Source organism: Pseudomonas sp. LA5 (assembly GCF_028640825.1).
Classification (GTDB): domain Bacteria; phylum Pseudomonadota; class Gammaproteobacteria; order Pseudomonadales; family Pseudomonadaceae; genus Chryseomonas; species Chryseomonas aestiva.
This window is the reverse complement of record NZ_JAQYZY010000051.1, coordinates 59,366-84,076: the sequence shown is the minus strand read 5'-3', so window position 1 is coordinate 84,076 and position 24,711 is coordinate 59,366. Positions and strand designations below refer to the sequence as shown.

General features: G+C 65.2%; 24 protein-coding genes. 22 read left to right on the top strand and 2 right to left on the bottom strand.

What is annotated here, in order from left to right:
* Window positions 1-22: 22 nt before the first annotated feature.
* The 14 genes from PVZ72_RS18170 (at window position 23) to ispD (ending at window position 15,790) form a co-directional block, all read left to right on the top strand.
* Window positions 23-526 (top strand): OmpH family outer membrane protein, encoded by a 504-nt coding sequence (locus tag PVZ72_RS18170; protein WP_017639048.1) that lies wholly within the window; start codon window positions 23-25, stop codon window positions 524-526.
* On the top strand, window positions 526-1,599 hold the full coding sequence (lpxD, locus tag PVZ72_RS18165; protein ID WP_423815027.1) for a UDP-3-O-(3-hydroxymyristoyl)glucosamine N-acyltransferase: 1,074 nt from the start codon (window positions 526-528) through the stop codon (window positions 1,597-1,599). Before PVZ72_RS18170 ends, lpxD begins: the two co-directional genes overlap by 1 nt.
* Window positions 1,600-1,644: 45 nt before the next feature.
* The gene (fabZ, locus tag PVZ72_RS18160) at window positions 1,645-2,085 is read left to right on the top strand and encodes a 3-hydroxyacyl-ACP dehydratase FabZ (protein WP_007159483.1); all 441 of its coding nucleotides are present in this window, start codon (window positions 1,645-1,647) and stop codon (window positions 2,083-2,085) included.
* Window positions 2,082-2,858, top strand: a complete 777-nt coding sequence (gene lpxA / locus PVZ72_RS18155) for an acyl-ACP--UDP-N-acetylglucosamine O-acyltransferase (protein WP_187978702.1) — start codon at window positions 2,082-2,084, stop codon at window positions 2,856-2,858. Before fabZ ends, lpxA begins: the two co-directional genes overlap by 4 nt.
* 16 nt (window positions 2,859-2,874) lie before the next feature.
* Entirely contained in the window at window positions 2,875-4,002 is a 1,128-nt protein-coding gene (lpxB, locus tag PVZ72_RS18150; RefSeq protein ID WP_273862748.1) for a lipid-A-disaccharide synthase, read from the top strand.
* On the top strand, window positions 4,002-4,637 hold the full coding sequence (rnhB, locus tag PVZ72_RS18145; RefSeq protein ID WP_273862641.1) for a ribonuclease HII: 636 nt from the start codon (window positions 4,002-4,004) through the stop codon (window positions 4,635-4,637). Before lpxB ends, rnhB begins: the two co-directional genes overlap by 1 nt.
* Window positions 4,638-4,713: 76 nt before the next feature.
* The gene (dnaE, locus tag PVZ72_RS18140; protein ID WP_187978704.1) at window positions 4,714-8,235 is read left to right on the top strand and encodes a DNA polymerase III subunit alpha; all 3,522 of its coding nucleotides are present in this window, start codon (window positions 4,714-4,716) and stop codon (window positions 8,233-8,235) included.
* A gap of 140 nt (window positions 8,236-8,375) precedes the next feature.
* The gene (locus PVZ72_RS18135; protein WP_187978705.1) at window positions 8,376-9,326 is read left to right on the top strand and encodes an acetyl-CoA carboxylase carboxyltransferase subunit alpha; all 951 of its coding nucleotides are present in this window, start codon (window positions 8,376-8,378) and stop codon (window positions 9,324-9,326) included.
* 10 nt (window positions 9,327-9,336) lie between these two features.
* Entirely contained in the window at window positions 9,337-10,653 is a 1,317-nt protein-coding gene (gene tilS, locus PVZ72_RS18130; protein ID WP_187978706.1) for a tRNA lysidine(34) synthetase TilS, read from the top strand.
* Window positions 10,654-10,795: 142 nt separating this feature from the next.
* On the top strand, window positions 10,796-12,424 hold the full coding sequence (locus PVZ72_RS18125; RefSeq protein WP_158892280.1) for a CTP synthase: 1,629 nt from the start codon (window positions 10,796-10,798) through the stop codon (window positions 12,422-12,424).
* 2 nt (window positions 12,425-12,426) lie between these two features.
* The gene (gene kdsA, locus PVZ72_RS18120; protein ID WP_187978707.1) at window positions 12,427-13,275 is read left to right on the top strand and encodes a 3-deoxy-8-phosphooctulonate synthase; all 849 of its coding nucleotides are present in this window, start codon (window positions 12,427-12,429) and stop codon (window positions 13,273-13,275) included.
* A 79-nt stretch (window positions 13,276-13,354) separates the two neighbouring features.
* Complete coding sequence (gene eno / locus PVZ72_RS18115) at window positions 13,355-14,644, top strand: phosphopyruvate hydratase (protein ID WP_133859806.1); 1,290 nt, start codon at window positions 13,355-13,357, stop codon at window positions 14,642-14,644.
* A 166-nt stretch (window positions 14,645-14,810) separates the two neighbouring features.
* On the top strand, window positions 14,811-15,089 hold the full coding sequence (locus PVZ72_RS18110; protein WP_007159473.1) for a septum formation initiator family protein: 279 nt from the start codon (window positions 14,811-14,813) through the stop codon (window positions 15,087-15,089).
* Window positions 15,089-15,790, top strand: coding sequence for a 2-C-methyl-D-erythritol 4-phosphate cytidylyltransferase (ispD, locus tag PVZ72_RS18105; protein ID WP_133859805.1), 702 nt, complete (start codon window positions 15,089-15,091; stop codon window positions 15,788-15,790). The genes PVZ72_RS18110 and ispD overlap by 1 nt, the downstream gene beginning before the upstream one ends.
* Before the next feature lie 48 nt (window positions 15,791-15,838).
* On the opposite strand, the gene PVZ72_RS18100 is transcribed toward ispD, so the two are convergent.
* The gene (locus PVZ72_RS18100) at window positions 15,839-16,741 is read right to left on the bottom strand and encodes a LysR substrate-binding domain-containing protein (RefSeq protein WP_133859804.1); all 903 of its coding nucleotides are present in this window, start codon (window positions 16,739-16,741) and stop codon (window positions 15,839-15,841) included.
* 101 nt (window positions 16,742-16,842) lie between these two features.
* On the opposite strand from PVZ72_RS18100, the gene PVZ72_RS18095 reads away from it, so the two are divergent.
* The 8 genes from PVZ72_RS18095 to rpoS all read left to right on the top strand — a co-directional run bounded on the left by PVZ72_RS18095 (window position 16,843) and on the right by rpoS (window position 23,975).
* On the top strand, window positions 16,843-17,955 hold the full coding sequence (locus tag PVZ72_RS18095) for an S-(hydroxymethyl)glutathione dehydrogenase/class III alcohol dehydrogenase (RefSeq protein WP_017639036.1): 1,113 nt from the start codon (window positions 16,843-16,845) through the stop codon (window positions 17,953-17,955).
* A gap of 39 nt (window positions 17,956-17,994) precedes the next feature.
* On the top strand, window positions 17,995-18,849 hold the full coding sequence (fghA, locus tag PVZ72_RS18090; RefSeq protein ID WP_166655863.1) for an S-formylglutathione hydrolase: 855 nt from the start codon (window positions 17,995-17,997) through the stop codon (window positions 18,847-18,849).
* Between the two features lie 66 nt (window positions 18,850-18,915).
* Window positions 18,916-19,389: a 2-C-methyl-D-erythritol 2,4-cyclodiphosphate synthase gene (gene ispF / locus PVZ72_RS18085; RefSeq protein ID WP_187978708.1), complete on the top strand. Its 474-nt coding sequence runs from the start codon at window positions 18,916-18,918 to the stop codon at window positions 19,387-19,389.
* Window positions 19,386-20,444, top strand: coding sequence for a tRNA pseudouridine(13) synthase TruD (gene truD / locus PVZ72_RS18080; protein ID WP_273862640.1), 1,059 nt, complete (start codon window positions 19,386-19,388; stop codon window positions 20,442-20,444). Before ispF ends, truD begins: the two co-directional genes overlap by 4 nt.
* Window positions 20,432-21,187: a 5'/3'-nucleotidase SurE gene (gene surE, locus PVZ72_RS18075; protein WP_133859800.1), complete on the top strand. Its 756-nt coding sequence runs from the start codon at window positions 20,432-20,434 to the stop codon at window positions 21,185-21,187. Before truD ends, surE begins: the two co-directional genes overlap by 13 nt.
* 38 nt (window positions 21,188-21,225) lie before the next feature.
* A complete protein-coding gene (locus PVZ72_RS18070; protein ID WP_007159462.1) occupies window positions 21,226-21,864 on the top strand; it encodes a protein-L-isoaspartate(D-aspartate) O-methyltransferase in 639 nt (212 codons plus the stop codon).
* A gap of 170 nt (window positions 21,865-22,034) precedes the next feature.
* Complete coding sequence (locus PVZ72_RS18065) at window positions 22,035-22,871, top strand: peptidoglycan DD-metalloendopeptidase family protein (protein ID WP_273862639.1); 837 nt, start codon at window positions 22,035-22,037, stop codon at window positions 22,869-22,871.
* Window positions 22,872-22,982: 111 nt separating this feature from the next.
* Entirely contained in the window at window positions 22,983-23,975 is a 993-nt protein-coding gene (gene rpoS, locus PVZ72_RS18060; protein ID WP_273862638.1) for an RNA polymerase sigma factor RpoS, read from the top strand.
* Window positions 23,976-24,382: 407 nt separating this feature from the next.
* On the opposite strand, the gene fdxA is transcribed toward rpoS, so the two are convergent.
* Window positions 24,383-24,706: a ferredoxin FdxA gene (gene fdxA, locus PVZ72_RS18055; protein ID WP_059314069.1), complete on the bottom strand. Its 324-nt coding sequence runs from the start codon at window positions 24,704-24,706 to the stop codon at window positions 24,383-24,385.
* Between the last annotated feature and the right edge of the window lie 5 nt (window positions 24,707-24,711).

Here is a 24,711-nt window from a genome sequence, read left to right as displayed (position 1 = left end):
GCGCTTTACGCAGGAGTCAACTGTGCACAAGTACACTCGTTACGCTCTGTTCGCTGCCGTTCTCGTTGCCGCCCCGGTCTTCGCCGATACCAAGATCGCTGTCCTGAACTACCAGATGGCCCTGCTGGAATCCGATGCCGCCAAGAAGTACGCGGTGGATTCCGAGAAGAAGTTCGGTCCCCAGCTGAACAAGCTCAAGGGTCTGGAAAGCTCCGCCAAGGACATTCAGGACAAGCTCAACAAGGGCGGTGACAAGCTGGCCCAGGCCGAGCGTACCCGTCTGGAGAACGACTTCCGCCAGAAGGCCCGTGACTTCCAGTTCCAGTCCAAGGAACTCAACGACGCCAAGGCCGCCTCGGATCGCGACATGCTCAAGCTGCTCAAGCCGCGCCTGGACAAGGCCGTCGAAGAGGTGCTGAAGAAGGGTGACTACGATCTGGTGCTCGAACGTGGCGCCGTGGTTGACGTGAAGCCGCAATACGACATCACGCGCCAGGTCATCGAGCGCATGAACGCGGGTCGTTGATGAGTCATAGCACCTTTACGCTGGGCGAACTGGCGCAGTGGCTGGAAAGCCGCCAGTTGACCGTGGAATTACGCGGTTCGTCCGAGCGCCTGGTCACCGGTCTGGCTACCCTGCCCGAGGCCGGTCCCGACCAGTTGAGTTTTCTCGCCAATCCGCAGTACCGCCGTTACCTGGCCGATACCCAGGCCGGAGCCGTGCTGCTGACGGACAAGGACGCCGACGGCTATGCCGGCGATGCCCTGATCCTGGCGAATCCCTATCTGGCCTACGCGCGGCTTTCCCACCTGTTCGATCGCAAACCGCGCAGCGCGGCCGGTATTCATCCGACTGCACTGGTCGCGGCTGATGCCCAGGTCGATCCGACCGCGGCCATTGGTCCCTATGTGGTGATCGAGGCGCAGGCGTGCATCGGCGCAGGTGTCAGTCTCGGTGCTCACTGCGTGGTGGGTGCGCGCAGCGTCATCGGCGCCGATAGCTGGCTGGCGCCGCGGGTCACGCTCTATCACGACGTAACCATCGGTGCGCGCGCCGTCGTGCAGTCCGGGGCCGTGATCGGCGCCGAGGGCTTCGGCTTCGCCAACGAGCGTGGCCAGTGGCAGAAGATCGCCCAGCTGGGTGGCGTGCTGATCGGCGACGACGTCGAGATCGGTGCCAATACCACCATCGACCGCGGCGCCCTGGCGAACACGGTCATCAGCGATGGCGTCAAGCTCGACAACCAGATCATGATCGCGCACAACGTCCAGGTCGGTGAGCACACCGCCATGGCCGCCTGCGTCGGCATCTCTGGCAGTACCAAGATCGGCAAACACTGCACCATCGCCGGCGGCGTGGGCATGGTCGGTCATATCGAGGTGTGCGATCACGTGTTCGTTACCGGTATGACCATGGTGACCCGCTCGATTACCGAGCCTGGCGCCTATTCCTCCGGCACGGCCATGCAGCCGGCCGGTGAATGGAAGAAGAGCGCCGCGCGGATTCGTCACCTCGACGACATGGCCCGCCGTCTGCAACATCTGGAAAAAATCGTTGCTACCGTGACCTCGCGGGATGACGCTGCTTCTGATGCTTGATTCTGCATCGGATGTTCCCCCTTTCTTAACAGGCCTTCCCCGACCATGATGGACATCAACGAGATCCGTGAATATCTCCCGCATCGCTATCCCTTTCTGTTGGTGGATCGCGTGCTGGAGCTGGATATCGAAGCCAAGCGCATTCGCGCCTACAAGAACGTCAGCATCAACGAGCCGTTCTTCACCGGCCATTTTCCCCAGCACCCGATCATGCCGGGCGTGCTGATCGTCGAGGCCATGGCGCAGGCCGCTGGCGTGCTCGGCTTCAAGATGATGAATTCCTCGCCGGCCGATGGCACCCTGTACTACTTCGTCGGATCGGATAAGCTGCGTTTTCGCCAGCCGGTGACGCCGGGTGATCAGCTGATGCTCGACGCTCGCTTCATCAGCACCAAGCGCGGTATCTGGAAGTTCGAATGCCACGCCAGTGTGGACGACAAGCCAGTCTGCTCGGCTGAAATCATCTGTGCGGAACGCAAGCTATGACGTTGATTGACCCCAGGGCTATCGTCGACCCCAAGGCACGGCTCGCTGCCGATGTCCAGGTCGGCCCCTGGTCGATCATCGGGCCCGATGTCGAGCTTGGCGAGGGGACCGTCGTCGGTCCTCACGTCATCCTCAAGGGGCCGACCGTGATCGGGCGTCACAATCGTATCTTCCAGTTCTCGTCCATCGGTGAGGACACCCCTGACCTCAAGTATCAGGGCGAACCGACCCGGCTGCGGATCGGCGATCACAATACCATCCGTGAAGGGGTCACCATCCATCGCGGTACCGTGCAGGATCGGGAAGAGACGACTATTGGCGATCACAATCTGCTGATGGCCTATGTGCACATCGGGCATGACAGCGTGATCGGCAATCACTGCATCCTGGTCAACAACACGGCCCTTGCCGGGCACGTGCATGTCGATGACTGGGCGATCCTGTCCGGCTATACCCTGGTGCATCAGTTCTGCCGCATCGGCGCCCATAGCTTTTCTGGCATGGGCACGGCCATTGGCAAGGATGTACCGGCCTATGTCACGGTGTTCGGCAATCCGGCGGAAGCCCGCAGCATGAACTTCGAAGGCATGCGGCGGCGGGGTTTCTCGGCCGAAGCCATCAAGGAATTGCGCCGCGCCTACAAGGTGGTCTACCGCCAGGGCCTGACCGTCGATGACGCCCTGCGCGAGCTGGAGCCGGTGGCTCAGCAGTTTCCCGAAGTGGCGGTGTTCCGCGATTCCATTCTGAGTGCGACGCGTGGCATCACCCGCTGAGTTCGCCCAGCGCCCGCTGCGCGTGGCGCTGGTGGCCGGGGAGGCGTCGGGTGATCTGCTGGGCGCCGGCCTGATGCAGGCGTTGCGCGAGCAGCACCCGAATATCTCCTTCATGGGGGTGGGCGGTCCGCGGATGGAAGCCGAGGGCCTGGTGTCCGAATTTCCCATGGAACGCCTGGCGGTCATGGGGCTGGTCGAGGTGCTCGGCCGCCTGCGCGAACTCCTGGGGCGGCGCAAGGCGCTGATCGCTCAGTTGCTCGACGCCCGTCCCGATGTCTTCATCGGTATCGACGCCCCGGATTTCGTCCTCGAGATCGAAGCCCAGCTGCATCGCGCGGGCATTCCCGCCGTGCATTACGTCAGCCCCTCGGTCTGGGCCTGGCGGCAGAAGCGCGTATTGAAGATCCGCGATGGCTGCGACCTGATGCTGACCCTGTTCCCCTTCGAGGCGCGCTTCTACGAAGAACAGCAGGTGCCGGTGCGCTTCGTCGGCCATCCGCTGGCCGATACCATTCCCTTGGACAGCGACCGGCTGGCGGCCCGGCAGGCCCTGGGGCTGCCGCAAGACGGTCAGGTCGTCGCCCTGCTGCCCGGCAGTCGCGGTGGCGAAGTAGGGCGCCTCGGTGCGCTGTTTCTCGACGCCGCCGCTCAGTTGCTGGCCGTGCGTCCTAACGTGCGCTTCGTGTTGCCCTGTGCCAATGCCGCGCGGCGGGCGCAGGTGGAGCAGTTGCTGGAAGGGCGGCCGCCTTTGCCGCTGCTGCTAACCGATGGCCGTTCCCATGAGGTGCTGGCCGCCTGCGACGGCGTGCTGATCGCCTCGGGCACAGCCACCCTGGAGACACTATTGTTCAAGCGACCCATGGTGGTCGCCTATCGAGTGGCGCCCCTGACCTATCTGATTCTCAAGCAGCTGGTGAAGAGTCCCTACATTTCGCTGCCGAACCTGCTGGCCGGGCGCAAGCTGGTGCCCGAGCTGATCCAGCACGAGGCGACGCCGGAACGGCTGGTGGCCGAGCTCCTGCCGTTGCTGGAACAGCCACAGCAGCAGACCGATAGCTTCGCGGCCATCCATCACAGCCTGAGGCGCGATGCCTCGGTAGAGGCGGCCGCTGCCTTGCTGGATCTCCTGCGGTCGCGCAGCTGATGCAGCTGGGTCTGGATTTCAACCTGGTCGAGGCACTGGTCGCCGGGGTGGATGAAGTCGGCCGCGGTCCGCTGTGCGGCGCCGTGGTCACGGCCGCGGTGATCCTCGATCCGGGCAAGCCCATTCTCGGGCTGAACGATTCGAAGAAGCTGTCGCTGGCGCGCCGCGAAGCCCTGTTCGACGAGATCCAGGAAAAGGCCCTGGCCTGGTGCGTGGCCCGTGCCGAGGTCGCCGAGATCGACCAGTTGAACATCCTGCACGCTACCATGCTGGCCATGCAGCGCGCGGTGGAAGGCCTGCAGGTGGAGCCGCGGCTGGCCCTGATCGATGGCAATCGCTGTCCCAAGCTGGCGGTGCCCAGTTCGCCGGTGGTGAAAGGCGACAGCCAGGTCCCGGCGATCGCCGCGGCCTCCATCCTGGCCAAGGTGAGTCGCGATCGCGAGATGCAGGTGCTGGATGCCCTCTATCCGGGCTATGGCCTGGCCGGGCACAAGGGCTATCCCACCGCCGAGCACCTGGATGCGCTCAGGCGCCTGGGGCCCACGCCCATCCACCGGCGTTCCTTCGCGCCGGTGCGTGACGCCTGGCACGCCCTCGAGACCCAGGCCTCCACCCAGATCATCGCGACCTACTGACGGCCGTCGCGGCGGTCTGACCCCGGGTCGACAATCCAGTACAATCTCGCGCCTCATGCATCAAGGGGTCTCTGCCATGTCCGCATCCTTCGTCCACCTGCGTCTGCACACGGAATACTCCCTGGTCGACGGGATCGTGCGGGTGAAGGGGCTGGTAAAGGCCGCCGAAGCGGCCGGAATGCCGGCCGTGGCGGTGACCGACCAGGGCAACCTCTGTTCCCTGGTCAAGTTCTACAAGGCCGCCATGGGCGCCGGGATCAAGCCTATCGCCGGCGCCGACATCTGGCTGGCCGGTCGCGATGGCGATGCGCCGCTGAGCCGCATGACCCTGCTGGTCATGAACGCCAAGGGTTATCGCAACCTCACCGAGCTGCTGTCGCGGGGCTTCCAGGAAGGTCAGCAGGATGGCCAGATCGTCATCCAGCGCGACTGGGTGAAGGCTGCCAGCGAAGGCCTGATCGCCCTGTCCGGCTCCAAGGAGGGCGAGGTCGGCCTGGCGCTGCTCGAAGGCGATCTGGCCCTGGCCGATCAGCTGTTCGCGGAATGGCAGCAGGTCTTCCAGGATCGCTTCTATCTGGAAGTACAGCGCACCGAGCGCGTCGGTGACGAAGAGCACCTGCATGCCGCCGTGGCCCTGGCCGATCGCTGCGGTGGCGCCCTGGTGGCGACCAACGACGTGCGCTTTCTCAAGGCCGAGGATTTCGAGGCCCACGAGACCCGTGTCTGCATCGGCGAGGGCCGCCCGCTGGATGATCCTCGTCGCGAGCGCAAGTACAGCGACCAGCAGTACCTGAAGTCGGCGGCCGAGATGGCCGAGCTGTTCAGCGACCTGCCCGAGGCGCTGGAAAATACCGTCGAGATCGCCAAGCGCTGCAACATCGAGATCCAGCTGGGCAAGTATTTCCTGCCCAACTTCCCGATTCCCAACGGGATGACCATCAACGACTACCTGCGCCATGTGTCCTTCGAGGGCCTGGAAGAGCGCCTGGCCGTGCTCTGGCCGCGCGAGACCACGCCGAACTACGAAGAGAAGCGCCAGGAGTATGTCGACCGACTCAACTTCGAGCTCGACATCATCATCCAGATGGGCTTCCCCGGTTACTTCCTCATCGTGATGGACTTCATCAAGTGGGCGAAGAACAACGGCGTGCCGGTCGGCCCCGGCCGGGGCTCGGGTGCCGGCTCCCTGGTGGCCTATGTGCTCAAGATCACCGACCTCGATCCGCTGGCCTACGACCTGCTGTTCGAGCGCTTCCTCAACCCCGAACGGATCTCCATGCCCGACTTCGACGTCGACTTCTGCATGGACGGTCGCGACCGGGTGATCGAGTACGTGGCCGACCTGTATGGCCGCGAGGCGGTGAGCCAGATCATCACCTTCGGCACCATGGCGGCCAAAGCGGTGGTGCGCGACGTGGCGCGGGTGCAGGGCAAGTCCTATGGCCTGGCCGATCGCCTGTCGAAGATGATCCCCTTCGAAGTGGGCATGACCCTGCAGAAGGCCTTCGAACAGGAAGAGGTGCTGCGCGACTTCCTGGCGACCGACGAGGACGCCAAGGAAATCTGGGACATGGCCCTGAAGCTGGAAGGCATCACCCGCGGCACCGGCAAGCACGCCGGGGGCGTGGTGATCGCGCCGACCAAGCTGACCGACTTCTCGCCCATCGCCTGCGACGAGGACGGCAACGGCCTGGTGACCCAGTTCGACAAGGACGACGTCGAGCAGGCCGGCCTGGTCAAGTTCGACTTCCTCGGTCTGCGTACCCTGACCATCATCAAGTGGGCCCTGGAGACCATCAACCGCACGGAAGTGGAGGAGGGGCGCGAGCCGCTCAACATCGACTTCATCCCGCTGGACGACAAGCCGACCTACGCCCTGCTGCAGAAGGCCGAGACCACCGCCGTCTTCCAGCTTGAATCCCGCGGCATGAAGGAGCTGATCAAGAAGCTCAAGCCAGACTGCCTCGAAGACCTCATCGCCCTAGTGGCGCTGTTCCGCCCCGGTCCGCTGCAGTCGGGCATGGTGGACGACTTCATCAACCGCAAGCATGGCCGCGCCGAGTTGGCCTATCCGCATCCGGACTACCAGTACGACGGCCTGCAGCCGGTGCTGGCGCCCACCTACGGCATTATCCTCTACCAGGAACAGGTGATGCAGATCGCCCAGGTCATGGGCGGCTACACCCTGGGCCAGGCGGACATGCTGCGCCGGGCCATGGGCAAGAAGAAGCCCGAGGAGATGGCCAAGCAGCGCGGTGGCTTCATCGAGGGCTGCGCCAATAACGGCATCGATGGCGAGCTGGCGGGCAACATCTTCGATCTGGTGGAGAAATTCGCCGGTTACGGCTTCAACAAGTCGCACTCGGCCGCCTACGGCCTGGTTTCCTACCAGACCGCCTGGTTGAAGACTCACTATCCGGCGCCCTTCATGGCCGCGGTGCTGTCGGCGGACATGCACAACACCGACAAGGTGGTGATCCTCATCGAGGAATGCCGCCATATGAAACTGCGCATCGACACGCCGGACGTGAACATCTCCGAGTTCAAGTTCACCGTGAACGAGGGTGGGCGCATCGTCTACGGCCTGGGCGCCATCAAGGGCGTGGGCGAGGGGCCGGTGGAGGCCATCGTCGAGGCGCGTGCCGAGGGGCCCTTCAAGGACCTCTTCGATTTCTGCGCGCGGGTGGATCTCAAGCGTATCAACAAGCGCACTCTGGAAGCCCTGATCCGTTCCGGTGCCCTGGACCGCCTGGGGCCGCACTATCACGATGAGCTCAAGGCCTATCAGGCGACCATCGACCAGAATCGCGCCGTACTGCTGGCGGCCATGGAAGAGGCCATCGCCTCGGCCGAGCAGACCGCCCGCAGTCACAACAGTGGTCACGTGGATCTCTTTGGTGGCGTCTTTGCCGAACCCGAGGCCGACGTCTATGCCAACCACCGGCGCGCCCGCGAGCTCAATCTCAAGGAGCGTCTGCGCGGGGAAAAGGAAACCCTGGGGCTGTACCTGACCGGCCACCCCATCGAGGAATACGAAGGCGAGGTCCGGCGGCTGGCGCGTCAGCGCATCGTCGACCTCAAGCCCTCGCGCGAAACCCAGACCGTGGCCGGTCTGATCGTCAACCTGCGGGTGATGAAGAACAAGCGCGGCGACAAGATGGGCTTCGTCACCCTGGACGATCGCTCCGGACGCATCGAGGCCTCGCTGTTCGCCGAGGCCTTCAATGCCGCCCAGGCGCTGTTGCAGACCGATGCCCTGGTGATCGTCGAGGGCGAGGTCAGCCAGGACGATTTCTCCGGTGGCCTGCGCCTGCGCGCCAAGCGCGTGCTGGGGCTGGAAGAAGCCCGGACCGCTCTGGCGGAAAGCCTCAGGATCGCCGTGCGCAGCGAGGCGCTGGCCGGCGATCGGCTGCGCTGGCTGGGCGAGTTGTGCGGTCGCCATCGCGGCGCCTGTCCGGTCACTATCGACTACCAGGGGCCCACCGCGCGGGCGCTGCTGCAGTTCGGCGAGAACTACCGGATCGACCCGGCCGATGGCCTGATTCAAACCCTGCGTGACCAGTTCGGCAGGGAGAACGTCTTTCTGAACTATCGTTAAGTCCGAGCGCCTCGTGCGCTCCGTCCCAACCCTCGCCAGCGGCGGGTGCCGGTGATGTGGCAGGAGTCTCGACCTGTCCCGTCCGATCCCTTAAGGTAGGCGCCCCGGCCCCTGGCTCTAGATTGTAATAACGGATGCCCATGAACCCGAACTATCTCGATTTCGAACAGCCTATCGCCGATCTCCAGGCCAAGATCGAAGAACTTCGACTGGTCGGTAACGACAATGCGCTGAACATCAGTGACGAGATCGCCCGGTTGCAGGAGAAGAGTCAGGCGCTCACCAAGAGCATCTTCAGCGACCTGTCCAGCTGGCAGGTGGCTCGTCTGGCCCGGCATCCGCTGCGTCCCTATACCCTCGACTACATCAGCTATCTGTTCAGCGATTTCGAAGAGCTGCACGGTGACCGCCACTTCGCCGACGATCCAGCCATCGTCGGTGGCATCGCCCGCCTGGAAGGTCGTCCGGTGATGATCATCGGTCACCAGAAGGGCCGTGAGGTACGCGAGAAGGTCCGCCGCAACTTCGGTATGCCGCGTCCGGAAGGCTATCGCAAGGCCTGCCGCCTGATGGAAATGGCCGAACGCTTCAAGATGCCGATCCTGACCTTTATCGACACCCCCGGGGCCTACCCGGGCATCGACGCCGAAGAGCGCGGTCAGAGCGAGGCGATCGCCTGGAACCTGCGGGTCATGGCGCGCCTGAAGACCCCCATCATCGCCACCGTGATCGGCGAGGGTGGTTCCGGTGGCGCCCTGGCCATCGGCGTCTGCGATCAGCTGAACATGCTGCAGCACTCCACCTACTCGGTGATCTCGCCGGAAGGTTGCGCCTCCATTCTGTGGAAGACCGCCGAAAAGGCCCCCGATGCCGCCGAGGCCATGGGCATCACCGCCGAGCGGCTGAAGAGCCTGAACATCGTCGACCAGGTGATCGACGAGCCCCTGGGCGGTGCCCATCGCGATCCCCAGACCATGGCCAACAGCCTGCGCAGCGCACTGCTGGAGCAGCTGGATGAACTCAAGGACTACGACCTGCCGGCGCTGCTGGATCGTCGTTACAAGCGCCTGATGAGCTACGGCATTTCCTGATACCGCGGCCATGAGTCTGCTGGACCGGCTGCACGCCCGCCTGGAGCGGCAGCCGCCCACCCGTCACTGGCGAGTGGGCTTCTCCGGCGGACTCGACTCCACCGTTCTCCTGCACCTCTGCGCGCGATTGCGCGCGCGCGGCCTGCTGGTCGACCTGCAGGCGGTGCATGTGCACCACGGCCTGCAGGCCGCGGCGGATGCCTGGGTCGCGCATTGCACCCGGGTCTGCCAAGGGCTGGCCATTCCTCTCGCTATCCTGCACGTCCGCACCGATGGCGCCGCCAGTCTTGAGCGAGCCGCCCGCGAAGCGCGCTATGCCGCCTTCGCCCGGGTGCTGCCGGAGGATGGCTGCCTGGTGCTGGGCCAGCATCGTGACGATCAGCTGGAGACCCTGTTGCAGCGGCTGGTACGTGGCGCGGGTGTGAAGGGCCTCGCCGGCATGCCGGAGACCCGATCGCTGGCGGCCGGTCGCCTCTGGCGCCCGTTGCTGGACGAGCCCCGCGCCGCACTGCTGGCCTATGCCGAAGCCGAAGGGCTGGACTGGATCGAAGACCCCAGCAATGCCGATACCGGGCTGGATCGCAATTACCTGAGACACAAGGTGCTGCCACGGTTGCGCCAGCGCTGGCCAGGGGTCGATCAGGTCATGGCGCGCAGCGCCCGTCACCTGGCCGAAGCCGACGAACTGCTCGGCGAACTGGCCAGCCTGGATCTGCAGCAGGCCCGGCTCGTCGCCCAACCCTTCCCCTGGATTCCCTTGCCCAGTCTGGCCCTGGCGCCCTTGCAGCGCTTGAGCGAGGCCCGCCAGCGCAATGCCCTGCGTGCCTGGCTGGCTGCGCTGACGCGCCAGCCCGACAGCGCCCATTGGGCCGGCTGGCAGGCGGTGCGCGAGGCGGGCACGGCCAGCGATCCCGTCTGGCGCCTCGAAGGCGGCAGTGTGCGCCGTGGAGCCGGGCGGATCTGGTGGGTGCCGGACGCCTGGCAGGTCATGCCCTCTCCCCAGCCGGTCGCCGCTCGGGTCGGCACCCTGGAACTGAGGGGCAATGGCCGCCTGATCTTTACCGGGCAGGCCGTCGAAGCCGGCTGGCGAATCGGCTATCGCCAGGGCGGCGAGCGACTGGTCGTACCCGGTCGCGGCAGTCGCGATCTCAAGCGCCTGCTCAACGAGCGGGAGGTCCCGCCTTTCCTGCGCGGCCGTTTGCCGCTGCTCTGGCGAGGCGACGAACTGCTGGCCGTGGCCAATCTGCCCGGCCTGAGTGCTCTGCCAGGGGGAGGGCGGCTTGAGTGGCAGCCCGCAGACGGCATGGGTGGGTTTGAGCTGGGATGACCTTTAGGCTAGACTACGCTCCCGTCTTATACCGCATTTTCCGCTCGCTCCGAGTGGACGGTGTGCATTGGTCCGGCGCCAGGCCGACCGCTCTCGCTTTCATCGGCGGCTCTCCGCCTCAACGCAGATTCTAGGAATTTTCATGACGCGCTTTATTTTCGTCACGGGCGGTGTTGTTTCTTCTTTGGGGAAAGGCATCGCCTCGGCTTCCCTGGGCGCCATTCTGGAAGCGAGAGGGCTGAAGGTCACCATGCTCAAGCTGGATCCCTACATCAACGTGGATCCCGGCACCATGAGCCCCTTCCAGCACGGCGAGGTGTTCGTCACCCATGACGGCGCCGAGACCGACCTGGACCTGGGTCACTACGAGCGGTTCATCCGCACCACCGTGACCCAGAACAACAACTTCACCACCGGTCGCATCTACATGGACGTGCTGCGCAAGGAGCGTCGTGGCGACTACCTGGGCGCCACCGTGCAGGTGATCCCGCACATCACCGACGAGATCAAGAGACGCATCATCAAGGGCGCCGGCGATGCCGACGTGGCCCTGGTGGAGATCGGCGGTACCGTCGGCGACATCGAGTCGCAGCCTTTCCTCGAAGCCATCCGCCAGTTGCGGGTGGAGATCGGGGCGCGCCGCGCCATGCTGATGCACCTGACCCTGGTGCCCTATATCGCCACCGCCGGCGAGACCAAGACCAAGCCGACCCAGCATTCGGTCAAGGAACTGCGCTCCATCGGCCTGCAGCCCGATGTGCTGATCTGCCGGTCCGACCACACCGTCGACAGCTCCTCGCGTCGCAAGATCGCGCTCTTCACCAACGTCGAAGAGCGCGCGGTCATCTCCCTGGAAGACGTCGACACCATCTACCGCATTCCCTCCGTGCTGCACGCCCAGGGCCTGGACGAGTTCGTCATCGAGCGCTTCGGCCTGGAGTGCAAGCCGGCGGATCTGTCCGAGTGGGATCGCGTGGTGGACGCCAAGCTCAACCCCGCGCAGGAAGTCACCATCGCCATGGTCGGCAAGTACATGGAACTGCTCGACGCCTACAAGTCGCTGATCGAGGCCATGACCCACGCCGGCATCCAGAGCCGCACCAAGGTCAACCTGCGCTATATCGATTCCGAGCACATCGAGCAGCAGGGCACCCATCTGCTCAAGGGCGTGGACGCCATCCTGGTTCCCGGCGGCTTCGGCCTGCGCGGCGTGGAAGGCAAGATCGCCACCGTGCAGTACGCTCGCGAGAACAAGATTCCCTACCTGGGCATCTGCCTGGGCATGCAGGTGGCGGTCATCGAATTCGCCCGTAACGTGCTGGGCTGGAAAGACGCCAACTCCACCGAATTCGACAAGGCCAGCGGGCACCCGGTGGTCGGCCTGATCACCGAGTGGCAGGACGCCACTGGCGCCACCGAGATCCGCACCGAAGGCTCCGACTTGGGTGGCACCATGCGCCTGGGCGCCCAGGAGTGCCAGCTGAGCGAAGGCACCCTGGTGCACGACTGCTACGGCCAGGACGTCATCGTCGAGCGCCATCGTCACCGCTACGAGGTCAACAACAACCTGCTGCCGCAGATCCAGGCCGCCGGCCTGAAGATCTCCGGTCGCTCGGGCGACGGCGCCCTGGTGGAGGTGGTGGAAGCCCCGGACCATCCCTGGTTCGTCGCCTGCCAGTTCCACCCGGAGTTCACCTCCACCCCGCGTGACGGCCATCCGCTGTTCAGCGGCTTCGTCAACGCCGCCCTGCGTTACGCCAAGAAGGATTGAGCATGACCGTGCAGAAGATCGTCCGCGCCGGCAACATCGAGATCGCCAACGACAAGCCCTTCGTGCTGTTCGGCGGCATGAACGTGCTGGAATCCCGTGACCTGGCCATGCAGGTCTGCGAGCAATACGTCAAGGTGACCGAGAAGCTGGGCATCCCCTATGTCTTCAAGGCCAGCTTCGACAAGGCCAACCGCTCCTCGGTGACCAGCTATCGTGGTCCGGGCATGGAAGCCGGCCTGCGCATCTTCGAAGAGCTCAAGGCCACCTTCGGCATGCCGGTGATCACCGACGTCCACGAGCCCTACCAGGCGGCTCCGGTGGCGGCGGTGTGCGATATCATCCAGCTGCCGGCCTTTCTCTCGCGGCAGACCGACCTGGTGGTGGCCATGGCCAAGACCGACGCCGTGATCAACATCAAGAAGGCGCAGTTCCTCGCGCCCCAGGAGATGAAGCACATCCTCGCCAAGTGCGAAGAAGCCGGCAACGACCAGTTGATCCTCTGCGAGCGGGGCTCCTCCTTCGGCTACAACAACCTGGTGGTCGACATGCTCGGCTTCGGCGTCATGAAGAGCTTCGGCTACCCGGTGTTCTTCGACGTGACCCATGCCCTGCAGATGCCGGGCGGTCGCGCCGATTCCGCCGGCGGCCGCCGCGCCCAGGTCACCGACCTGGCCAAGGCGGGCATGAGCCAGGGCCTGGCCGGTCTGTTCCTCGAAGCCCATCCGGATCCCGAACATGCCAAGTGCGACGGCCCCTGTGCCCTGCGCCTGGAGAAGCTGGAGCCCTTCCTGGCCCAGCTCAAGGCGCTGGACGAGCTGGTGAAGTCGTTCACGCCGATCGAAACTGCCTAAGCGGCGGCTGAACCAAAAGGCCCAGGCGCAGCCGAAGGCTGATCCGTCAATGACCGGTAACATGGAGATCGATACAAAAATGGCTAACATCGTCGACATCAAGGGACGTGAAGTCCTGGATTCCCGCGGCAACCCCACCGTTGAAGCGGACGTTATCCTGGACAATGGTATCGTCGGTCGCGCCACCGCGCCGTCCGGCGCGTCCACCGGTTCGCGCGAGGCACTGGAGCTGCGCGACGGCGACAAGAGCCGTTATTTGGGCAAGGGCGTGCTGAAGGCCGTGGGCAACATCAACGGCCCGATCCGTGACCTGCTGCTGGGCAAGGATCCGAGCGACCAGAAGGCCCTGGACCGCGCCATGATCGAGCTGGACGGTACCGAGAACAAGGCCAAGCTGGGCGCCAACGCCATCCTGGCCGTGTCCCTGGCGGCCGCCAAGGCCGCTGCCGAAGACCAGGACCTGCCGCTCTACGCCCACATCGCCAACCTGAACGGTACCCCCGGTCAGTACTCCATGCCGGTGCCGATGATGAACATCATCAATGGCGGCGAACATGCCGACAACAACGTCGACATCCAGGAATTCATGGTCCAGCCGGTCGGCGCCAAGAGCTTTGCCGACGCCCTGCGCGTGGGTGCCGAGATCTTCCATCACCTCAAAGCCGTGCTCAAGGCCCGGGGCCTGAGCACCTCCGTGGGTGACGAAGGCGGCTTCGCGCCGAACCTGGCTTCCAACGCCGACGCCCTGGCCGCCATCGCCGAAGCGGTGAAGAACGCCGGCTACGCGCTGGGCACCGACGTGACCCTGGCCCTGGACTGCGCTTCCAGCGAATTCTACAAGGACGGCCAGTACGACCTGTCCGGCGAGGGCAAGGCCTTCGACGCCAACGGTTTCGCCGACTACCTGGCCGGGCTGACCGAGCAATTCCCGATCATCTCCATCGAAGATGGCATGGACGAGTCCGACTGGGCCGGCTGGAAGGCGCTGACCGACAAGATCGGCAGCAAGGTGCAGCTGGTGGGCGACGACCTGTTCGTCACCAACACCAAGATCCTCAAGGAAGGCATCGAGAAGGGCATCGGTAACTCGATCCTGATCAAGTTCAATCAGATCGGCTCCCTGACCGAGACCCTGGAAGCCATCCAGATGGCCAAGGCCGCCGGCTACACGGCGGTGATCTCCCACCGCAGCGGCGAGACCGAAGACTCCACCATCGCCGATCTGGCCGTGGGCACCGCCGCCGGTCAGATCAAGACCGGGTCGCTGTGCCGCTCCGATCGCGTCTCCAAGTACAACCAGCTGCTGCGCATCGAAGAGCAGCTGGGTGCCAAGGCGCCTTACCGCGGCCGTGCCGAGTTCCGCAGCTAAGGGCTGAGCGACCGGGGAGGTGCTGACTCAGGTCAGCGCCTCCCGCCACGTCCGACGGACCACAGGATAGATGCCCAGTTTACAAGCGTAGAGCTGGGCTTCTATCCTGTTTTCGTCTCTGCCGCCGCCTTTGCGGCATCCGCCGTCCGCGAATCCGTTATCTCCCATGCGAAGTCCCTATTGGCTGTTCCCCTTCCTGCTCCTGCTGCTCGGCGGTCTTCAGTATCGCCTGTGGGTCGGTGATGGCAGCTTCGCCCAGGTGCGCGAACTCAAGCAGCAGATTGCCGACCAGAATGGTGAGAACAAGCGCCTGCTGGAGCGCAACGAGATCCTCGAAGCCGAGGTCGTCGAGCTCAAGAAAGGCATGGAGACCGTCGAGGAGCGTGCCCGCCACGAACTCGGCATGGTCAAACAAGGCGAAACCCTCTTCCTGCAATCCAAATAATGTCCCTCCTGCCTTCCTTCTGGGCGGTCATCCCCGCCGCGGGCGTGGGTGCGCGGATGCGTGCCGACCGACCCAAGCAATACCTCGACCTGTGCGGCCGCAGTCTGCTGGAGCGCACCCTCGACTGTTTTCTCGACCACCCGCGCCTGCGCGGCCTGGCGGTGAGCCTGGCGCCGGAAGACCCCTGGTGGCCGACGCTGGCCTGCGCCCGCGATGCCCGCATCCTGCGCGCACCGGGCGGTCGCGAGCGCGCCGACTCGGTACTCGGTGGCCTGCTGCTGCTGAGCGAGCAGGGCGCCACCGACGGCGACTGGGTGCTGGTGCACGATGCCGCGCGACCCAATCTCTGTCGCGAGGATCTGGACCGGCTGCTGGCCGAACTGGCCCAGGACCCGGTGGGTGGCCTCCTGGGCGTGCCGGCACGGGATACCCTCAAGCGCGTTGGCCGCGATGGCCGGGTGAGCGAAACCGTGGATCGCAGCCAGGTCTGGCTGGCCTATACGCCGCAGATGTTTCGCCTCGGTGCCCTGCGTGACGCCCTGAGCGCCGGCCTGGCTGCGGGCGCTGCCATCACCGATGAGGCGTCGGCGATGGAATGGGCCGGTCATGCGCCGCGCCTGGTCGAAGGCCGCGCGGACAACATCAAGGTCACCACCCCCGAAGACCTGCAGCGGCTGCAACAGGTCTTCGCCGAGGCCTAGGACCCAGGCCCGCAGTGGCCCATCGCTGAAAAGACTCGCTCGCTGCGCTCAATCCACTGGGTGGCGAGCCCCTGGGCGCGGGGTGCCCAGGCCCTGCTTGAGGTGTTCCACCAGCAGGCGAATCTTCGGCGAGAGAAAGCGCCGCTGCGGATAAAGCGCCCAGACCGCGCTATTGGGCGGCTGACGATTGTCCAGCAGGGCGCGCAGCTCGCCGCGGGCCAGATGCGGCTGCACGTAGTAATCCGGCAGCTGGCAGAGGCCGAAGCCACGCAGGGCAGCGTCGAGCACCGCCTGGCCGCTGTTGCAGCGCCAGGAGCCCTGGACCCGGTGCAGCACCTCGCGCTCGTTTTCGCGAAAGCTCCAGATATCGCTGGTACCCACCAGGCAACGATGGCGACTCAACTCGGACAGGGTATGGGGCGCACCGAAGCGCTCCAGATAGCTCGGCGCGGCGCACAGATAGAGCTCCCGTGGTGCCAGGCGCGTCGCTACCAGACGCGAGTCGGCCAGGCGGCCCAGGCGGATGGCCAGATCGTAGCCCTCGTGCAGCAGGTCGACGGTGCGGTTGGTCAGGTCCAGTTCCAGACTCACCTCGGGATGGCGGGCGAGAAAATCGTTGACCAGGGGCACGACGAAGCGTTCGCCATAGGTCACGGCGCAGGTCATGCGGATCAGCCCCTTGGGCTGGCTGGAGAGATCGCTGACCTCGCGCAGGGCTTCGTCGCGTGCCTCCTGCAGGCGGCGGCAGTGCTGGAGAAATGTGTGACCGGCTTCGGTGAGGGCGACGCTGCGGGTGCTGCGATAGAGCAGACGCGCCTGCAGACGCTCCTCCAGCCTTGCCACCTGACGGCTGACGTGGGACGTGGAGGTGCCCAGGCGATCGGCGGCCTGACCAAAGTGCAGGGTGTTCGCCACCGCGACGAACTCATCGATACCCTCCCAACCCATCATTGTTTCCCTGTGGCAAAAATGAATTCCAGTATGCCCGATTGTTCCAGGATTTCTGGCGTCTAAACTGATCACCTCGTTTTTTCGTCCTACTGGAGTCGAGCATGATCAAGTCCCGCGCCGCCGTAGCCTTCGCGCCCAATGAGCCCCTGAAGATCGTCGAAGTGGACGTCGAGCCGCCAAAGGCCGGTGAGGTGCTGATCCGCATCGTCGCCACCGGCGTCTGCCACACCGACGCCTACACCCTGTCCGGCCAGGACTCCGAGGGGGTCTTTCCCTGCATCCTCGGTCACGAAGGCGGTGGCATCGTCGAGGCGGTGGGCGAGGGCGTGACCTCGGTCGCCGTGGGCGATCACGTCATCCCGCTGTACACCGCCGAATGCGGCCAGTGCAAATTCTGTAAATCCGGCAAGACCAACCTGTGCAGCTCGGTGCGCGCGACCCAGGGCAAGGGCCTGATGCCCGACGGCACCACCCGCTTCTCCTACAACGGCGAGCCGATCTACCACTACATGGGCTGCTCGACCTTCTCCGAGTACACGGTGCTGCCGGAGGTCTCGGTGGCCAAGATCCCTGCCGAGGCACCCTTGGAAAAGGTCTGCCTGCTGGGCTGTGGCGTGACCACCGGCATCGGCGCCGTGCTCAACACCGCCAAGGTGGAAGAGGGCGCCACCGTTGCGGTCTTCGGTCTGGGTGGCATCGGTCTGGCCGCCATCATCGGCGCCAAGATGGCCAAGGCCAGCCGCATCATCGCAATCGACATCAATCCCTCGAAGTTCGACATCGCCCGCGAACTGGGCGCCACCGACTTCGTCAATCCCAAGGATCACCAGAAGCCGATCCAGGAGGTCATCGTCGAGCTGACCGACGGCGGCGTCGACTACAGCTTCGAATGCGTCGGCAACGTCAACCTGATGCGTGCGGCCCTGGAATGCTGCCACAAGGGCTGGGGCGAGTCGGTGATCATCGGCGTGGCCGGGGCTGGCCAGGAGATCAGCACTCGGCCGTTCCAGCTGGTGACCGGTCGCGTCTGGCGCGGCAGCGCCTTCGGCGGCGTCAAGGGCCGCAGCGAGCTGCCCGGCTATGTGCGCAAGGCGCAGAGCGGCGAGATCCCGCTGGACACCTTCATCACCCACACCATGGGCCTGGAGCAGATCAACGAGGCCTTCGAGCTGATGCACGAAGGCAAGAGCATCCGCACCGTCGTCCATTACTGATCACCAGGCGGGCGCCCAGGGGCGCCCCCTGTTCGGGAGATGACCATGAGTCTCGAACTGCTCTCCAGCAACAAGAGTTTCGGCGGCTGGCACAAGCGCTATCGCCATCGCGCGCGCAGTCTCGACTGCGACATGACCTTTGCCGTCTACCTGCCGCCGCAGGCGGAAGCCCGTAGCGACCTGCCGGTGCTCTACTGGCTGTCGGGGCTGACCTGCACCGACGAGAACTTCATGCAGAAAGCTGGCGCCCAGCGCCTGGCGGCCGAGCTGGGCCTGGTGCTGGTGGCGCCGGACACCAGTCCGCGCGGCGAAGGCGTACCGGACGACCCCGAAAAGGCCTGGGACTTCGGCCTGGGTGCCGGCTTCTACATCAATGCCACCCAGCAGCCCTGGGCCAAGCATTACCGCATGCACGACTATGTGGTGGAGGAGCTGCCGGCGCTGATCGAGGCCAACTTCCCGGTCTCGGATCGCCGCGGCGTCAGCGGTCATTCCATGGGCGGCCACGGGGCCCTGATCTGCGCCCTGCGGCATCCGGGTCGCTATCGTTCGGTGTCGGCCTTCTCGCCCATCGTCAATCCGCTGGATTGTCCCTGGGGGCACAAGGCGTTCTCCCACTACCTGGGTGACGACCGCAGCAGCTGGGCGGAGTGGGATGCCTGCGCGCTGCTGGCCAAGGCCGAGGAGCGCCTGCCGCTGCTGGTCGACCAGGGTGAGCAGGACAGCTTCCTCGCCGAACAGCTCAAGCCCCAGGCCCTGCAGCGGGCGGCGGAAGCCACGGGTCATCCGCTGGAACTGCGGCTGCAGCCAGGCTATGACCACAGCTATTTCTTCGTCGCCAGCTTCATCGACGACCACCTGCGGCATCACGCGGCGGCCCTGTCGACCTCGTAAGGGCGACGGCGCCTGTCCACAGCCGGTAGAATCGACGCCCTGTCATTTTCCAGGGCGTCTCTGTTCATGCGCATAGGTCACGGTTTCGACGTTCACGCCTTTGGCGAGGGCGACTTCATTACCCTCGGTGGCATTCGTATTCCCCACCACCACGGCCTGGTTGCCCACTCCGATGGCGACGTGCTGCTGCATGCCCTGGCCGATGCCCTGCTGGGTGCGGCCGCCCTGGGCGACATCGGCAAGCATTTCCCCGATACCGATCCGCGCTTCAAGGGCGCCGACAGCCGGGTGCTCCTGCGCCATGTGGTCGAGCTGGTCCGTGAACAGGGCTGGAAGGTCGGTAACGTCGACGGCACCATCGCCGCCCAGGCGCCCAAGATGGCGCCGCACATCGAGGCCATGCGCCAGGCCATCGCCGAGGACCTGCAGGTCGAGCTGGGCCAGGTCAACGTCAAGGCCACCACCACCGAGCGTCTGGGTTTCGTCGGGCGCGAAGAGGGCATCGCCGTGCACGCCGTGGCCCTGCTGTTGCCACTATGACCGAAGACCAGCTGCTCGGGCCGCGCGCCCATGGCGAGCCCTGCGGCCAGGCGATTCTCAAGGCCAGTGCCGAGGACTTCCAGGTGGACGAGGTGCTGGACATCCCGCTGAGCGGTGATGGCGAGCACCTCTGGCTGTGGGTCGAGAAGCGCGGCCTCAACACCGAGGAAGCCGTGCGCCGCCTGGCGCGTGCCGCCGGGGTGCCGCAGCGGGCGATCAGCTACGCCGGCCTCAAGGATCGCCAGGCCCTGACCCGCCAGTGGTTCAGCCTGCACCTGCCCGGCAAGGTCGATCCGGACCTGGCAGCCGCCTGCGACGAGACGCTGGTGATCCTGCAGCAGGGTCGGCACCGGCGCAAGCTGCAGCGGGGCGCCCATGTCGCCAATGGCTTCCGCCTGCGCCTGACCGGGCTCCAGGCCGATGCCGCGCTGCTGGAGGCGCGCCTGCAGGCCATCGCCACCGGCGGCGTACCCAACTATTTCGGCCCGCAGCGCTTCGGCTACCAGGGCGGCAATCTGGCCGACGCCCAGGCGTGTGCTCGCGAGCAGCGTCTGCCCGAACAGCGCAACCGGCGTTCGCGGACGCTGTCCGCCGCGCGCAGCTGGCTGTTCAATCAGGTGCTGGCCGGACGGATCGCCGACGGCTCCTGGAATCAGGCGCAGGAGGGCGACCTGCTGGCCTTCACCGACAGCCGCAGCCACTTTCCGGCGACCGCCGCCGATCTGGCGGATCCGCGCCTGGCGGCGCTCGATCTGCACCCCACGGGCCCGCTGTGGGGCGCCGGTGAATCCCCGGTGCGGGGTCCGGCCGCGGCCCTGGAACAGGAGGTGGCCAGGGCCGCCGGAGAGCTGCCCGCCTGGCTGGCCGGTGCCGGCCTCTCGCATGAACGGCGCATCCTGCGCCTCCCCATCGGCGGCCTGACGTGGCATTATCCCGCTCCTGACATTCTGCAACTCGAATTCGTCCTGCCGGCCGGCTGTTTTGCCACCGCAGTGGTTCGCGAGCTGGTAACGCTTGGCGAGGCAGGGCAGACGGAACATCCATGCGACTTCTGATCGCCAACGACGATGGGGTGCTGGCCCCCGGTATCGCCGCGCTGCATGCCGCGCTCTCCGCCCGTGCGGACTACGAGTGCCAGGTAGTCGCGCCGCTCTATGACATGAGCGGCGTGAGCAGTGCCCTGACGCTGGACCGCCCCCTGCATCCGCAGCGCCTGCCCAACGGCTTCCTGGGCGTCAACGGCACGCCTACCGATTGCGTTCACCTCGGCCTCAATGGCCTGTTGGAAGAGACGCCGGACATGGTGGTGGCCGGGATCAACCTGGGCGCCAATCTTGGCGACGACGTCCTCTATTCCGGTACCGTGGCCGCGGCCATGGAAGGGCGTTTTCTCAACCGCCCGGCGCTGGCCTTCTCGCTGGTGTCGCGCAGTGCCGACAACATGGCGGTCGCGGCCGAGATCGCCGCCCGTATCGTGGCCTTGCACGAGCGCTTCGATCTGCCGCCGCGCACCGTCCTCAACGTCAACATCCCGGATCTGCCGCTTGCGCAGATCAAGGGGCTGCAGCTGACCCGCCTGGGTCATCGCGCCCAGGCCAAGCCGCCGGTGCGCGAGGTCAATCCGCGTGGCAAGGCGGGCTACTGGATCTCGGTTTCCGGCGATGCGGTGGATGGCGGACCGGGCACCGACTTCCATGCCGTGCTGGAAGGCTATGTCTCGGTGACGCCACTGCAGTTCGATCGCACCTTCCGCGAGGGTTTCGCCGGCCTGCAGGCACTGACGGAGCTGCTGGCATGACTCAGGGGCAAGAGCATATGCAAAGACACGGCATCGGCATGACCTCCCAGCGCACCCGGGAGCGCCTCATCCAGCGCCTCTACGAAGAGGGGCTGTCCAACGCCCAGGTGCTGGAGGTGATCCGCCGTACGCCGCGTCACCTGTTCGTCGACGAGGCCCTGGCCCATCGCGCCTACGAAGACACGGCGCTGCCCATCGGCCACAACCAGACCATTTCCCAGCCGTTCATGGTGGCGCGCATGACCGAGCTGCTGCTCGCCGGCGGTCCGCTGGACAAGGTCATGGAGATCGGCACCGGCTCCGGCTACCAGACCGCCATCCTGGCGCAGACCGTGGAGCGGGTGTTTTCCGTGGAGCGCATCCAGTCGCTGCAGGACAGAGCCAAGGAGCGTCTGCTCGAACTCAATCTGCGCAACGTGGTGTTTCGCTGGGGCGATGGCTGGGAAGGCTGGCCGGCGCTGGCGCCCTACAACGGCATCATCGTCACCGCCGCGGCGCGGGAAGTGCCCCAGGCGCTGCTCGACCAGCTGGCACCCGGCGGTCGCCTGGTGATCCCGGTAGGCGTCGACGAGGAGCAGAAGCTCCTGCTGATCGTGCGCGAAGCCGAAGGCTTCGTCCGCCACGAACTCAATGCCGTCCGTTTCGTGCCCCTGCTCAATGGACCCCTGGCCCAGTGAGCGACAGGGAACGTTACCCCGGTACCGCGCTCCAAGGCTGCCTGGCGGCCGCGGCCGCTTGAGGCCGGCGGGATGGCCGGACGGTAGATGATCAGACTCTGCGGGAGGAACGGGTGAAGGCCCGAGCGCAAGGATTTCCAGGACGAGGGCGTTCAGGCTGGCTGGCGGGGGTGCTCGTGGCCCTGCTGCTGGCGGGCTGTTCGAGCAACGGCTCGCGAGCGCCGGTGGTCGACCGCGGCGATGGCCGCAGCAGCGTGCCCCAGGTCACTTCCGGGCAGTATCGCGTCAAGCGCGGTGACACCCTGTTCTCCATCGCCTCCCGCAATGGCTGGGAATGGCGTGCCCTGGCAGCCCAGAACGGCCTCCGGGCACCCTATGTCATCCATGTCGGCCAGGTCATCCGTTTCGGCAGCGGTTCCAGCGCCGGTGGTTCCAGTCGCATCATCCGTCGACCGGCCACGGTAGCTTCCGCTCCGGCACCCGGCACTCCGGTGGCGACACCAGTGCCCATCCCGCCGCCCGTCACCTCCAGTCCCACTGTCGCCACCCCGGTGGTGACCCCCAATCTGCCCGCCGCGCCCCCGCCGACGCCGGTAACGCCCGCTCAGACGCCGACCCGTGATGTCCCCCAATCCGCATCCGGTTGGGCCTGGCCGACGAAAGGTACGTTGATCAGCCGCTTCTCGGCCAGCAGCAGCCTAAACAAGGGAATAGACATCGCCGGGCAGGAAGGTCAGCCCGTGATGGCCGCTGCCGACGGTACCGTGGTCTATGCGGGAAATGGTCTACGGGGTTATGGTGAACTGGTTATCGTCAAACACAGCGAAACCTACGTTAGTGCCTACGGTCACAATCGTAGGTTGCTGGTTCGGGAAGGTGAGCGTGTCAAGATAGGGCAGACGATTGCCGAGATGGGTTCGACCGGGACTGATCGGGTCAAGCTCCATTTCGAGATTCGCCGTCAGGGCAAGCCGGTGGATCCCTTGCAGTTTTTGCCCAATCGCTGATTCGCTAGGCGCCGACTCGATCCCGCAGCTTTTTTGGGGGCGAGTCATGGCGCATCGGCAACGTATCGATACGCCCTGGCTCGAAGCGCAGACGAGCAAGGGTTACTCAAGATGATCCAGAACAAACAAGAAACCGAGTACGACCTCGGCGATGATGTCCTGCTTCTCGATTCCAATCCCTTCGGTGAGGAATCCGCCGATTCAGCCATGACCAAGGCGCTCTTCGGGCGCGGCAATCAGGTCTTGCGGGGGGCGAAACTGGCCGACTACGGCCGAGCGCTCGACGCTACCCAGCTCTATCTCAACGAAATCGGCTTTTCGCCGCTGCTGTCACCAGCGGAGGAAGTGCATTTCGCCCGTCTTGCCCAGCGTGGCGATCCCGCCGGTCGCAAGCGCATGATCGAAAGCAACCTGCGCCTGGTGGTGAAGATCGCTCGCCGCTACATCAATCGCGGTCTTTCGCTGCTCGATTTGATCGAGGAGGGCAATCTCGGCCTGATTCGCGCGGTGGAGAAATTCGATCCCGAGCGAGGTTTCCGATTCTCCACCTATGCCACCTGGTGGATCCGGCAGACCATCGAGCGGGCGATCATGAATCAGACCCGCACCATTCGCCTGCCGATCCATGTGGTCAAGGAACTCAACCTGCATCTGCGCGCCGCGCGCGAACTGACCCAGAAGCTCGACCACGAGCCTTCACCCGAGGAAATCGCCGCCCTGCTGGAAAAGCCGGTAGCGGACGTCAAGCGGGTGATGGGCCTGAACGAGCGGATCAGCTCGGTTGACATGGTCCTCGGCCCCGATTCCGACAAGACCCTGCTCGACACCCTGACCGACGACCGCCCCACCGATCCCTGCGAATTGCTGCAGGATTCGGATCTCAACCAGAGCATCGACCAGTGGCTGCTGGAGCTGCCGGAAAAGCAGCGCGAGGTCGTGGTGCGTCGCTTCGGCCTGCGTGGTCATGAAGCCTGTACCCTGGAAGAGGTCGGGCAGGAGATAGGGCTCACCCGCGAGCGGGTCCGGCAGATCCAGGTCGAGGCGCTCAAGCGGTTGCGCGAGATTTTCGAGCGCAATGGCCTGTCCAGTGACTCGCTGTTCTGAACATGCCTAGCTGAATGTCAGCCAAACGGAGCCCGGATTTATCCGGGCTTTTTTCTGCGTGTCGTTGTAAGCCAAGGCTTACAGTCCGCGTAAGCATGCATCGCTTCAGGCTGCCGGAAAGTATCGCTTGAGCAGCTCGACCAATAGCCAAGTGCTTGCCGCGTAACGTTTTTTTGTTTCGAGGGGCGTGCTTAGCGAGTTCGCCGTGACCGACTGTGGCAGATTGCCAGCCTTCGGCAGAAGCGTACTATCGGCGCTGTGTCTGGGACGACGCGGATCGGCAGGAAGCGGATCGGGAACACCTCGGGACGAGGTTCACCAGGACGGTGACAGGATTACAGGGACAGGGACGAAGGGGGCGGAGCGATCCGCCCCCTTTTTTTCTGGCCTGGATTTCCAGGCGCGGCCTAGCGCTCGAGCTGGGCGAGCTTGCCGGTCTTGCCATCCCATTCGGCCGCGTCGGGCAGGGCTTCCTTCTTCTCGGTGATGTTCGGCCAGATGTTGGCCAGCTCACTGTTGAGTTCGATGAAGGCTTCCTGGCCGGCCGGTACCTCGTCTTCCGAGAAAATCGCCTGGGCCGGGCACTCGGGCTCGCACAGGGCGCAGTCGATGCACTCGTCCGGGTGAATTACCAGGAAGTTGGGGCCTTCGTAGAAGCAGTCCACCGGGCAGACTTCCACGCAGTCGGTATATTTGCATTTGATGCAGTTGTCAGTGACGACGAAGGTCATCTGCT